Origin of the sequence: Aerosakkonema funiforme FACHB-1375, assembly GCF_014696265.1 — a bacterium.
Taxonomy (GTDB): domain Bacteria; phylum Cyanobacteriota; class Cyanobacteriia; order Cyanobacteriales; family Aerosakkonemataceae; genus Aerosakkonema; species Aerosakkonema funiforme_A.
Map to the genome: position 1 here is coordinate 1 of NZ_JACJPW010000070.1, position 13,874 is coordinate 13,874.

9 protein-coding genes are annotated in these 13,874 nt (G+C 44.4%); all 9 read right to left on the reverse strand.

Going from position 1 to position 13,874, the window contains the following annotated elements:
- Window positions 1-91: 91 nt before the first annotated feature.
- Complete coding sequence (locus H6G03_RS23660) at window positions 92-274, reverse strand: hypothetical protein (protein ID WP_190469477.1); 183 nt, start codon at window positions 272-274, stop codon at window positions 92-94.
- Between the two features lie 308 nt (window positions 275-582).
- Window positions 583-2,205 (reverse strand): ATP-binding response regulator, encoded by a 1,623-nt coding sequence (locus tag H6G03_RS23665; RefSeq protein ID WP_190469481.1) that lies wholly within the window; start codon window positions 2,203-2,205, stop codon window positions 583-585.
- A gap of 155 nt (window positions 2,206-2,360) precedes the next feature.
- Window positions 2,361-2,807 (reverse strand): response regulator, encoded by a 447-nt coding sequence (locus H6G03_RS23670; RefSeq protein WP_190469571.1) that lies wholly within the window; start codon window positions 2,805-2,807, stop codon window positions 2,361-2,363.
- Window positions 2,804-4,750: a PAS domain S-box protein gene (locus H6G03_RS23675; RefSeq protein ID WP_242057146.1), complete on the reverse strand. Its 1,947-nt coding sequence runs from the start codon at window positions 4,748-4,750 to the stop codon at window positions 2,804-2,806. Before H6G03_RS23675 ends, H6G03_RS23670 begins: the two co-directional genes overlap by 4 nt.
- Window positions 4,751-5,021: 271 nt before the next feature.
- Complete coding sequence (locus H6G03_RS23680) at window positions 5,022-9,560, reverse strand: response regulator (RefSeq protein ID WP_190469484.1); 4,539 nt, start codon at window positions 9,558-9,560, stop codon at window positions 5,022-5,024.
- Between the two features lie 258 nt (window positions 9,561-9,818).
- Window positions 9,819-12,479 carry a sensor domain-containing protein gene (locus H6G03_RS23685; RefSeq protein WP_190469488.1) on the reverse strand — a complete coding sequence of 887 codons (2,661 nt, stop codon included), beginning with the start codon at window positions 12,477-12,479 and terminating at the stop codon, window positions 9,819-9,821.
- 122 nt (window positions 12,480-12,601) lie between these two features.
- The gene (locus H6G03_RS23690) at window positions 12,602-12,946 is read right to left on the reverse strand and encodes a hypothetical protein (RefSeq protein ID WP_199315441.1); all 345 of its coding nucleotides are present in this window, start codon (window positions 12,944-12,946) and stop codon (window positions 12,602-12,604) included.
- Window positions 12,947-13,231: 285 nt separating this feature from the next.
- Window positions 13,232-13,612 carry a response regulator gene (locus H6G03_RS23695; RefSeq protein WP_190469493.1) on the reverse strand — a complete coding sequence of 127 codons (381 nt, stop codon included), beginning with the start codon at window positions 13,610-13,612 and terminating at the stop codon, window positions 13,232-13,234.
- Window positions 13,584-13,868 carry a sensor histidine kinase gene (locus H6G03_RS39570; RefSeq protein WP_456057579.1) on the reverse strand — a complete coding sequence of 95 codons (285 nt, stop codon included), beginning with the start codon at window positions 13,866-13,868 and terminating at the stop codon, window positions 13,584-13,586. Before H6G03_RS39570 ends, H6G03_RS23695 begins: the two co-directional genes overlap by 29 nt.
- Between the last annotated feature and the right edge of the window lie 6 nt (window positions 13,869-13,874).

Sequence of the window (13,874 nt, forward strand, 5' to 3'; positions counted from 1 at the left end):
TTTCTGACTCAGCTAGAAGCTGAGGGGTTTTGGATTGCTAGGAGTTTAGACTAACCGCGCCTTAAAGCGCGGTTAGTCTAAACTCCAGTTGTTAACTTCTGCGCGTCTTGCAACGAGACAGGCAACCCTCAAGATGGGGACAGCCTTCACACTGTTGATGTTTACCTGGATCGGAACAGCCACAGGGAAGATTCACCAAACAATCGGCAGGCTGTTTCGGTGCTAAGTGAAAAGCTGTTTCTCGCAAACAGATAATTAAATCGCGACAAAGCATAAATTCTATATGGTAATGAAACCTTTAATTTTATATTGACTAATCTTTTTCCTTAATTAATCTTCCTTTAGGCGCATCTCAAAAAGTGCCAGAATTGCGTTGCTTCCATAAAAATTTTCAAGCGATCGACACAGGACTTTCTCGCTAGGGAAGAGGGAGAGGAGCTAAAAGTCAAAAGTCAAAAGTCAAAAGTCAAAAATTTTCCTCTTTCCTAACCCCTAACCCCTAATCCCTAACCCCTAACCCCTACCCCTAACCCCTAACCCCTAATCCCTAACCCCTAATCCCTAACCCCTAACCCCTAATAACTAAATCCTTCCTACTAATAAAGCGATCGCACCAACCAAATCATCGGGTTCAATAGGTTTGGGTAGGTGCATTTGAAAGCCGGCTGACAAAATGCGATCGCGATCCAACTGTCCCGCATAAGCAGTCAAAGCGATGGTAGGAATTTGCCTTAAAGACTTTATTTCTTTTACCTGGCGGATCAGATCGTAACCATTTTCTTCTGTCATGCCAATATCGCTAATTAACACATTCGGCGGAAACTCTTGCAGTAATGCCAGCGCTTCCCTTACCGAAGCAGCGGTCTTCACTTCAGCTCGGTATTGTTCGATGACAAACTGAAGCAAATCCCGCGTGTCCGCATCATCATCGACTAGGACAATTCGCACGCCACTCAGCGAAGGTGAATAGGATGAAGTTGTCTCAAATTCCGCCAATAAATTTGTTGGCTGAGTATTGTGGTGCGGCAAAGGAAATTGCACTGTAAATGTTGCACCTTTTCCTATACCCGGACTTTCTACTTTGACGGTGCCGCCGTGCAGTTCAACCAAGTGTCGCACAATTGCTAACCCCAAACCTAAACCGCCAAAACTTCGGGTGATGCTACTATCAGCCTGCCGGAAGCGATCGAATACGTAGGGCAAAAACTCACGTTCAATCCCTTGTCCCGTGTCGCTGACCCTAATTTGGGTACAGGACATTGGGAAAGCGCTAGATTTTTCCTCTGACCGATCGTCAATTACTGTAGAAAGCCGAATTTCTACACTTCCCCCTCTGGGCGTAAACTTAACAGCATTTGATAACAGATTCCACATTATCTGTTGCAAGCGGCTGGCATCACCTAAAATAGGTTGTACTTCTAAATCCTTGACAAAATTAATATCGATCGCTTTTGTTTCTGCCACCGGACGGACTGTATTTAAAGCCGCTTCAATTACAGGTGCAAGTTCGATTTGTTCAAAATTCAGAGAAAGATTCCCAGTAATTATGCGCGAAACATCCAGCAAATCTTCAATTAATCTGGCCAAAGATTTAGTATTGCGCTCAATAGTTTCTACCGCTCTACGATAGTCATGTTCGTTCAGTTTTTTCAGGCGCAGCATCTGCGCCCACCCCAGCATACTGTTGAGGGGCGTTCGCAATTCGTGGGAAAGGTTAGCCAGAAACTCATCTTTGAGACGGTTTGCTGCTTCCGCGTCTTCACGAGCTGCCTTTTCTTTTGCTAGCAGTTGTTCCCGTTCAGCCTCTAATTGTGTCGTTCTCCTGCGAATTTCGGCTGCCTTCAAAGCTTTGCGAATAGCAATGGGGACTCGGATGTAACGATTGGGAGCCTTAATTATATAGTCATCAAGACCGGATTTCATGGCTTCTACTGCAATTTCTTCGTTCCCGCTATTGGTGAACATAATCACCGGGAGATCCGCATAGCGAGACTTAAGCTTTTTCAAAATTTCCAGTCCATTGTTCCAGCCAAGTTGATAGTCTGTAACCACAACATCAAAATTATTTTCCGTCAGCGCTTCTTCCCATGTTCGATCATTTGTAATTTCTTTTACCCGCACTTCTGCAAATTCGCGCTCTATTTCGCGCCTAATCAGAAGACGGTCTGTAGGGTTATCATCTATGACGAGTATATTTAATGACATCGCAAATTTTAAATGGCAGATTTGAAATGAAAAACTTCCCCTGGGGAAACATTTTTGCTATTTATTGTTCGAGATGGTGATTAGAGCAACCTTCATGGCGTAATGAACGTTCTTAATTCCACCAAACCCTCTTCCCTCTTCCCGACGCCCTAGCATCAGGCAACTTCCGGCTGTTCGTTATTTAGCAGCCAGTACAGGTTAATAGTTTTTAGCATTTCCCCTAAAGCACCAAACCCAGGTGGCTTGACCAGATAAGAATTAACTCCCAAATCGTAAGCTTGGTTAACATCAATAGTTTCTTTTGAAGAAGTGAGTATAATTACTGGCAAACGTTTTAGTTGAGGCTGCTGTCGCAACCAAGCCAAGACTTCGTGACCGGAGCGGCGCGGCAACTTTAAATCTAACAAAATTAGGGCGGGTAAGGGATAACGTTCGCGATCGCAATATTCGCCTTCACCGCTGAGGTATAAAACCGCTGCATCGCCATCTTCGACTACTTGCAGGGAAACATGGGATAAATCTTCCTTGCGGAAAGCGCGTTTCATCAAAAGAACATCAGCTGGGTTATCTTCGACTAACAAAATCGTATGCTTCACGGTTATCCCTCCTTAGTAGTATCGTTTCTTAATTTAATCCAAAATTTGCTTCCTTTTCCTAGCTCCGATTCGACGCCCACAGAACCGCCCATCCGCTCTACCGCTTTTTGCACAATTGCTAAACCAATACCTGTACCGGGATAGGATTCAATGCCGTGCAAACGCTCAAAAACTCGAAAGATACGTTTTTGATGTTCTGGCGCGATACCAATACCGTCGTCTGCCACCCATAACTTTACGCATTCATCATCTGTTTCAGCCCAAATATGCACTCCCGGTTGACTATCTTTATCAACAAATTTAATCGCATTGCTGAGTAGATTTACGATCGCCTGAGCTAAGGTATTACGATGAGCTTGCACTTTCGGCATTGACGGCATCGCAGTCACTTGAGCTTGGCTTTTTTCCAAATCAGTTTTTAGTTGCGCGAGCGCCTCCGAAACGACCGTATTTAAATCTACAGATCCCAGATTTAATTCAGTGCGACTGAGACGGCTGTAATCTAATAAATCGTTGATTAAATCATCTAAATGATGTGCTGAATTAACTATGTGACGGGCATACTCTTGACCGAGATCGTCTAATTTGTCACCATAATCTTCCAGCAAAGCTTCAGCAAGTCCGTGCATTCCTCGCAAAGGCGCACGCAAATCGTGAGCGATCGAGTAAGCGAATGCTTCTAAATCTTGATTGGCTTGTTCTAATTGGGCAGTGCGTTCTGCTACACGTTGCTCCAAAGTTTCGTTAAGTTGGTTAATTTCGGCTTCGGCTTGTTTGCGTTCTGTAATATCAATTCCTGTGGAAATAACCAAATTTCTGCCATCATATAGCGTCCCCAAATGAGCGGAATGAAACTCCCAAATTCTGGTTTCGCCGCTGCGGGTAGCAATCGTATATTCTCCTTCTACAATTGGTTTATCTAATTTGTATAAAACGTCAATATCTGCTTTGACTGATTCTTTTTTGCTGCCATAGGCTTTTTCGAGCCAGTCGGCAATTGTGGGAATGTCGGAGTGAGTGTAGCCTGTCAGTTCCGTCCAAGTACGATTAATTTGCACAATTTCGCCATCTTCTGCATGAAGAATTATCGGTAACGGAGCCTCCAGAATAGCACGACGGAAACGTTCTTCAGAAGATTGCAATTCTAATTGTGCTTGTTTGCGATCGGTGATATCTGTAGCTGCTTGCAGAGTTGCTTCTGCCTTTTGGCGATCGGTTATCTCTACTTCCAATTGTTTGAGAGTTTGTTTGAGTTCCGATGTACGCTCTTCGACTTTGTTTTCCAGTTCTTCATTTAGTTTTTGCAGCTTTAATATTAATTCTTGGCGTTCGGTGACATCTTGGGCGACACCCGCTATGCGGTAAGTTTTGCCAGCTTTGTCGTCAATTGGAAAAGCCCGATCGCGTATCCAGCGCACTTCCCCATCGGGTCGGACAATGCGATACTTGAGGTTTAACTCTGCCTTTCCCGCCAGATGTTTTTCAAAGCCAGCGATAACGCGATCGCGATCGTCCGGGTGAATGGCATCCATCCACGACATCGGCTGTTGGTATAAACTTTGACGGCTTTTGCCCCAGATTTGCTCGTAAGCCGGACTGACGTAGAGGATCTCGTTCAATTGAGGAGGTTTGAGCCAGAAAACTTCGTCGATGTTTTCCGCTAGCTGACGGAAGCGTTCCTCACTCGATCGCAGCGCCGCTTCGGAAAGCTCAAGTGCTGCCATACTCTGCTTAATGAGTGCGTAAAGCATTCCGGCTGTGACGAATACGTAGAACCAACCTTTCAAAGTTTGAAGTTCTGCCAGCAAGTGAGAATTCTTGACCAGGGTGAATACCAATCCATCGGAAAATAGTATCCACACTCCGCCAACAACCACGTACAGTGCAGCGATTTTCAAAGGAGTCAGTCGCCTCGTCAAGAGTTTCTTTACTATTGAAAATTTACGCATGACGACTATGTATCCCTAAAATCGTTAGGCTTTTCCATTTGCCGAACCACAGGGGCGAAAATAATTACTCTCATGCGGGTAAGATTGTGCTTTCCTGACCGGACTCGCTCCCAAAAATTTTATGGCTGGAATTTTCCGGAGCCACTTCTAGATTGTCAAATAGAATACCCGATCGCATCTACTCAAAGCAAGAATTGACGTTCTCTCCGGAGAAAGCTGATTTTTTGAGGGCTAACTTCCAACAGAAAACCGGTTTGAGAAGCAGGAGGCTTTAGATCGATTTTTGCGGTAATTGCAAAGCCGCTTTTACTCGATCGTATTCTGCGGAAAGTTGACCGAGAAATTGAGATGCACCCGCTGTAGTACCTTTACGACCCATCGTTTCTAATTTTTCACATATTTGAGCAAGGGGAATTGCGCCCAGAGTCACACTCGCCGATCTGAGTGCGTGGGCTGATTTTTGCAATGATATAGGATCTTCCTGAGCAATTGCGTTAGTAATAGCTTTCAGTCTTTTGAGTCCATCTTCCAAGTAGCTCTCCAGCAGTTCTTGAAGGATTTCTGCATCTGTATCTTCGCCAACCATTTCTTTTAAACTTTGAAACGTCTTGCGATCGATCGCCGGTGCAGATGAGGACTGGCGGCTGGGGACGAGCGGCAGCCCTAGCGTACTGGAGTCATTAGTATTGCCAGAGAGATTTTTGGCACTGAGCAAAAGACTCTCATCCGTTGTGGGAAGGAGTTTATGCTTCGTCCCTACCGAATCTCGATCCCAGGACGGCGAGACATTCTGCTCTGTTCGATCGCTTCTATTTTGCTTGAGTAGTTTACCGTAGCTTTTGAGAGCTTCGATCAGCGCTTCGATGTGAATCGGTTTGCTGATATAGTCATCCATACCTGCTTGGAGGCACTCTTCCCGATCGCCCTGCATAGCATGGGCAGTCATCGCCACAATCCAAGGACGATGCGATGAATAGGGGGATGGGGGAGCGGGGGAGTGGGGGAGTGGGGGAGTGGGGGAAGTATTAAATAAATTTGCTTCTGTTTTCCGATTTTCCTGTTGTCCTGTTTTCCGCTTCTCCCGCTCTCCCGCTCTCCCGCTCTCCCGCTCTCCCGCTCTCCCTCTGCTCCATTCCTGACAAATGCGACGAGTCGCTTCCAGTCCGTCCATCTCTGGCATCTGCACGTCCATGAACACCAAATCGTAAGGCTGGCGGTGCAAAGCTTCCAGCGCCTCTCGTCCGTTATTGGCAACATCGGCGCGATAGCCCAACTTATGGAGCATTTGCAAAGCTACTTTTTGGTTTAAGCTTACGTCTTCTACGAGCAGAATGCGTAACGGCAGTTCTTTTGCCATTTGGCAATCAAATTGGGAAAGTGAGGCGCGGTCAGAACTTAACGAGACAAGTTGTTTGCTTAAAATCCGAGTCAAAACATTATAAAGCTGAGATTGCTTGATCGGCTTACTCAAAAAAGCTGCAAAGTTAGCTCGTTGTGCGGCTTCTTCTTTTCCCACCCAAGCTACAGAACTGAGCATCACCAAGGGTAGTTTTTCGCAGTTCGGTACCGAGTGAATCTGCGCCGCCAGAATTATACCATCCATTTCTGGCATTTGCATATCCAAAACGGCAATATCAAACTGCTCTCCAGTGCTAAGCAATTCTAGAGCTTCAGGGCCGGAATTAGCCGATCGCACCAGCATTCCCCAGGATTGTGCTTGCAGGGTGAGAATTTTGCGGTTAGTGGCGTTGTCATCTACTACTAGCAGTCGTTTTCCGCTTAAATCTGGCTGTAGAACTTGAAGGTCAACTAGAGGTATAGCGGGAGCCGACTCGGCTCGCATGGTGAAGTAAAATGTAGAACCATCTCCTGGAGTGCTTTCTACCCACATTCTGCCGCCCATCATTTCGCTGAGCCGTTTGCTAATCGCCAATCCCAGTCCCGTACCGCCGTAGCGGCGAGTCATTGAAGAATCAACTTGGCTGAAGGGCTTAAACAGTCGCGCTAAGCGTTCTGGAGAAATACCGATACCGGTATCTTTGATGGCAAATTCAATTTCGTAAGTTGTCAGTTGTCGATCGTTTCGATCGGCATTTGATAGCTGACGGCTGACTGCTGAGACAACGACTTCACCCCGTTCTGTGAATTTAACCGCATTACCGATCAGATTTACTAAAATCTGTCGCAGTCGCGTCACATCTCCCACTATGGCGCAAGGTGTTTGCGGATCGATTAAATAAGCTAAATCTAGATTTTTTGCTGCTGCTGCTGGGGCTAAAAGGTCTAACGCTTCCTCAACGCAAGTCCGAAGGTTAAAGGATTGTGTCTCTAAATCCAGCTTGCCAGATTCAATTTTAGAAAAATCTAAGATATCGTTAATGATGGTTAACAGGGCGTCGCCGCTAGCGCGAATGGTTTCTACAAAGTCCTGCTGTTGGGGAGTAAGCTTTGTATCCAGCAGCAATCCGGTCATACCGATGACTGCATTCATGGGTGTGCGAATTTCGTGGCTCATCATCGCCAAAAACTCGCTTTTCGTCCGATTTGCTGTTTCTGCTTCTCTTTTTGCCTGTTCTAGTGCCATATTTTTGATCGTTAATTCTGAGCGCCCTTGGGTTTCCACTTTGAGCAGATTGGCTTGTGCAAGGGCGATCCCGACTTGCGCCGCTACTGATTCCAGCAGCTCGATTTCATCTGCTGTCCACTCGCGCAAGCGATCGCACTGATGCAAGCATATTCCTCCGTTTGCTTCTCCTTGGTAGGATGCGCGAACTGACAGGATAGATTTGACGCCTAGCTGGCGCAAAATCGGTTCGCCCTCTTTTACAAAAGGGTCGGCGTAAACATCCGCGCAGGCTAAAGTTCGGTCTTGTGCGATCGTCTGTTCTAGATAGGAATTGCCAACACTAGGAATGTTTATATGCAGTGCGGATGGGTAACCGGGCTCCACATACTCAACAACAAAGGGAATTTCAGGAGTTGGTTGAGTTACGTAGGTATAAATTAAGCAGCGATTCACACCAAACGCCTTACCCAGCAAACTACTTGCTGTCTCAAAGATTTGCTTGGTATCGAGGCTCTGCCGTATTTCTTGGGTTATTTGTTTGAGCAGCAAAGCCCTGCTAAATTGTTGTTCTAATGCTTCTTGTGCTTGCTTTCTTTTTGTAATATCAAAGCGAATTGCTAGATACTGATATGGTTTTCCTTTCTTATCTAAAAATGGCACAATTGTGCTATCAGCCCAATAAAATGTGCCATCTTTGGCGCGATTTTTGATTTCGCCTTGCCAAACTTCCCCACGGGTAATGGTTGACCAAAGTTCTTTAAAGAAATCCGGGGGATGATAATTTGATTTGAGTAGGCGGTGGTTTTGACCGATCAGTTCTTCTCTAGAATATTGAGAAATTTCGCAGAATTTATCGTTGGCGTAAGTAATATTGCCTAGTCGGTCGGTAATGGCTACTATTGCCGCTCGATCGACAGCTAATTTTTGAAATCCCAGTTCTCGCAGCATTTTATCGAAAGCTTCTGCGGATTTTTTGCGTTCGCTGATATCGTTTCCGATGCTCAAAAATCCAGTAATATTGCCTGCTGTATCTCGCAATGGCGTTACCGACAAGAGTACTGGAAAACGGGAACCATCTTTACGAATATACGACCATTCGCGCTCATCGGTTTGCCCCTGGCGTGCCCGAGTAACCAATACTTCAAATCCTGGCTCGATTGTAATTCCAAGCTCCTGGGATAGTTCTTGCGCTCGTTGTGCAATTTCGTCTTTATCGTGAATAATGGCAGGGGTTGTTTTGTGGATCGTTTCTGCTGCTGTGTATCCCAGCAATCGTTCGGCGGCGGCGTTAAATGTACAAATTGTACCGTCTGCTGTGGTGGAAATAATTGTATAATTAGTGCTATCTAGAATTGCTTGCTGTAGAGAGGCAAGTGCCTGAAGTTTTTCTTCCGTTTTTTCTCGTTCGGTTATTTCTTGTTGTAGCTTTCTGTTAGTAATTTCAACTTGTCTGGTGCGAAGCTTTGCTGTTTGTGCAAAATATATTGCTACTGCCAATGTCCATGCTGTTAGCAAACCGCCTATTAATACTACTGTGGGCAGCGGATTGCGGACTTTTTCTAGTAATGTTGGAGCCAACCATATTTGCATATGTAATTTATTATTATTAAAGGCAATATCTATTTTTTGGCTAGATTTATTGTTTAAATTAATATAATTGGGATTATAACTATAAATTTGTTCTTTACCGTCAAATATGGCAATAGCATATCCATCTAGATGATGTTCTGTTAAAACTTTTTGCATTAATGAATCAACTCGAAATACCCCAAGGATAAACCCCTCATTTTTTTGGCCTTTGAAAATAGGGACATACACTAAAAATCCCTTGCCTTCTTGGACTAGATTGACAATTTTAGTAACAGTTGTTTTCCGGTTTTTTAGAGCGTTTTGTAGTGCTACTCGTCGTCGCGTATCGACACTAAGGTCAAGGTTTTGCGCTGCTTCGTTGCCTGCTAGCGGTACGATCCAGCGAACCCGAAATGAGGTGTCTACCCATTCGATCGCCTGATAGCCTCCGAAATCGTTTATGTAAAATTTGGCATCAGATTCCCACTCGTTTCTGGGTGTCTCTCCTCGCATTTGCCACCGTTCTTTCATCCGTTCCAATGCTTTGATGCGAGTTTCTACCTGTTGTGTAATTTCAGTTTGCAAAAATTTTGATTCAACCTGGATCGACTGTTCGATTTGTTCGTTTTGTTGCGCTATTATAGATTGCCAAATAAAAATAGTTGCTATTGTCATAACAATAACTATATAAATAGGTACCAAATACAGTTTATAGTTGATTTTTTTTGAAGTAAATAGCATATTTAAAACCTAAGTTAAAATTTCTAACGATCGTAGCTTAAGCTTGTTGTAAATGCGTGGCGCTCGTCTGATACAAAGTTTCAAAATTTATCGGGTTTTCTAAATAAGCATAAATATTTGCTGAAAAATAAGTTCGAGGTTGAACATAGCAGTTCCTCCAGCAGTTAGTTCTGAATTAGATGTTCTAAAAATTTACCGAAAATGGTTGAGTAACCCCCATGCAGTGGCGCTGGCGATCGGCTTAGAGAAAAAGTACCCTTGTCCATATTCGCATTGCAGCGCCTGGAGTTGCGCCAGCTGCTCGACTGTTTCTACACCCTCTGCGATCGCATCCATACCCAAACTGTGAGCGAGGGTGACGATCGTTCGCACAATTTCTAAACTGTCGCTATCGACGCCCAGAGATGAGATAAACGAACGGTCGATTTTTAAAGTATCGATCGGCAGTTGGTGGAGACGCGCCAAACAAGAGTAACCGGTGCCAAAGTCATCGATGGAAAGCTGAATGCCTAAATCTTTTAACTGTTGCAACATTCTCTTTTCGGAAACCATATTTCCGGCTAACTTGCTTTCGGTGATTTCCAGTTTCAAACTCCCAGGGTATATGCCAGTTTCCCGCAGAATGCGATCGATTTGCTCGATTAAGTCAAGTTGCGATAACTGGAAGCCAGATAAATTGACGCTCAAAGTCAAGGGAACTTCGGTTGGAAAAGCCTGCTGCCAAACAGATATCTGGCGACAAGCTTCCCGCAGCACATAGCGATCGATCGCGGCAATCAGTCCTGTTTCTTCTGCCAGAGGGATAAACTCGCTTGGGGAGATAATACCTCTCTTGGGGTGCTGCCAGCGTACTAGCGCCTCAAATCCGCTAATGCGACTGCTTTTAAGCGCGACGATCGGCTGATAGTAAACTTGCAACTCGCGACGTTCGATCGCTCGCCGCAAATCTGTTTCCATCTGCAATTGCGCTACAGCACCTGTGTGCCATCCGGGCTCAAATATGGCATAACAAGCTTGTTTGACGCGCTTGCAAGCGTGCATTGCCGTATCGGCAGCTTGCAGGAAATCTTCCGGTCGCCTATATCCTATAGAGCTGAGGGCAATGCCAATACTGGCGCTGATGTAAACTTCGCGTCCATCCAGTAGGAAAGGTAATTGTAGCGCGTCGTAGATAGAATTTGCTATCTCGGTAACTTCCTCCTGTTGCTCTACAGGAGTAAGAATAATGGCAAACTCGTCTAATCCCACTTGCGCCACGAAAAAATTGAGGTTTTGGCTTTTTTCCTGGCAATTGTATGGAAATGTGGATTTTGAATTGTGAGAGAGGCGATCGATTTCTTTTAATTCTCTCAATTCTGTATTCTCCATAGCAGATTTTGATGGAAAATCTGCTTTTTCAAGTTCCAAGTTGTTAACGAGCAGGCACCCAAAATTGCTCAGGCACTCCTCTAAGCGACGAGCTGTGGCAATCAGGAGTCGATCGGCAAGTAGGTGTCCCAGGCTGTATTTGACTATCTGGAAGCGGTTCAGATTCAAAAACAGCACGGCAAATTTGCCATCGGAGACGGGGGAGAATGTTTCTCTGCTACCCTTGTGGCTTCTGGCAATCAAATTTCCCAATCGCTCTAGGAACAAAGCTCGGTTGGGCAGTTTGGTGAGGGCATCGTAAAAGGCATAATAACGCAGTTGTTCTTCCGCTTGTTTGCGATCGCTAATATCGGCGATCGTAGCCACGTAGCCGGTGACTTTTCCATTTGGGTTTGTTTCGGCGATCGCCTGACCCAATACCCAAGTTACAATTCCATCCGGACGCGCAAACCGATACTCGGATTTAAAGCACAAATTTTCTTTGGCTTCCCGATACCATTGGTTGAGAACGCGCTGTCGATCTTCGGGGTGTATCGCTTTTGTCCACCCTTCACCCAAAGCTTCTGCTAGCGTCAGTCCGGTAATTTCGCACCATTGCTCGTTGACGTGCAGGCAGTGACCTTCCGCATCTGTGTAGAAAATGCCGACCGGCGATACTTTTTCCAAAATTTGATAGCGACGTTCGCTCTCTTGTCGCTTTTGCTCTGCTCGTTTGCGATCGGTAATGTCGCGACTGACTGTGGCAATGGCGACAGGCTTATTTGTATCGGGGTCTTCGATCGCAAACGAGTTTTGATAAATTGCGATCGGTGTGTTAGTCTTAAAATGCCTAAAGCGATATTCTCCTTGCCAAGAGCCATTCTGCACGATTTTCGGCCAAATTCTCTTCTGATAATCTACCAGATCTTCGGGCATCAAGTAGTCGAATATTAATGTTTTTTTAACTTCTTCATCTCCATCAATTCCCAGGAGATTTTGACCTGCCTTGTTAACGAATGTCACTTTTCCTTCTAAAGTAGCCAAGCTAATAAAATCATAACTGCTTTGAATAAGCGATATTAAATTTTGCTGTGCTTGCCTTATGAGTTTGCTCTCTGTAATGTCGCGGGTGATGTTCATAACTCCCATAATATCCCCATAAAAATTGCGCCAAGCTACTGAATTGATTTCCAGCCAACGCAATCCACCGCACAACCCCAGGACGCGGAATTGCAATTTTTCTGTTTTCCCTTGACAAACTGATTGGTGTAGTTTTTCAAAGGCCACACAATCTTCTGAATAGATCAAGTTTATGACTGGTTTTCCCAAAACTTCTTCAACGGATTTAGCTTCAATTATTGCTAGAAATTCCGGGTTTACTTCTAGCAGGATGCCATCTCGACTTACGAGCATCAAGCCTTCTGGCTTTTTTTCTATATTTCTTTTATCTGTTATGCTTTTACATAACAGCGAATTAGCTATTTCTTGATTGTTTGGAAAGCTCATAAATTTAATTTACACTTGAGTCGTACCTTTGCATAAAGAAAAAAATTGAGTTTATTTCCTGGAATAGACAACATTTTTAGGTGGATTTAGCACAAATTTTTTCTAAACAAATACTTTACCCTTCAATTATGGATTTGTAAAATTTTTTCTAGGAGTAGACTATTGACTGTGCAATTATCTTGCAACAATCGACGCTTCGCCCGCTCGTTAAGTTGTAATTTATCCTGGTAATCGAACTGAAAATCTTTACCATACACAAAACCACAATTCTCAAGTTTCGCAATAGCAAAAGCTTTCGCCAAATATAGTACATCCATTTCTGGCATCAGATAATAGTGATTGCGTAAAAGCCAGCGACAGCTATCCATATCAATATTCGCCAGTTGATAAAACGCTACGGTCAAAACTTCCTCAATACATTTAGGATTCGGTAAAACAGTAAGAAAGTTTTTCAGAGCAATTAGCATGGCTAGATTTTTTGTTTTGAAAACATCGATTGCTAATTCAATATCGAGTTGATAAATACTGGATGCACACACGATCGCTGCTTTCTCCTTGAGCGCTTTCTGGCTATAGCTTTAAGTTATAATCTAAATGTGAAGATTTTGTGAAGTTAAAATTTATTGATGTTATTGGCAAGAAATACGGAATTTATCGATGATAGCAATAAGTCGCAAACAAGGCTCGTACCGAGTTGCGTTCACAAGGTAGTATGGCAACCGGCTTAGCACTCAGCACTCAAGAAATACCCGTTAATCTTGCCAATTCAAAATATTTCGGATCTGATTAACTAAATCGCGAACTCCAAAAGGCTTAGTGATGACTCCGGCTACGCCCAAGTTGATAAACTGCTTTTGTTCGCTAATTTTTGCTTTGGCAGTTAGTAGAATAGTGGGGATGTGTTTGGTGCGATCGCTTGCTTGCAAATGCCCGAAAGTCGTAGGCCCATCCATATCCGGCATCATCACATCTAAAATAATAGCATCGGGTTGTTCGGCTTCAGCTAAAGCCAATCCCTCGCTACCGCAAGCGGCAGCCAAAACTTCCCAACCTCCTCCCGCTTCCAGAGAAAATTGGATAATTTCTCGCACACCATCTTCATCATCAATGACTAAGATTCGCTTGGTTGTCATAGTTGTTTTCGTCCCTTACTGCAATCGGTAAAGTGAAGTAAAAACAGCTGCCTTCACCTAGAGTACTCTCAACCCAGATCGATCCACCGTGCTGTTGCACAATGCTGCGACAAATCGCTAAACCCAACCCCGTCCCGCCTTTTTTGCGCGAATCGGAGACATCAACCTGGTGAAAGCGCTCGAAAATAGTTTCCAGTTTTTCAGCAGGAATACCCCGTCCGCAATCTTTCACTTGGAATAGTACATTTTGGGGCATAGGGTA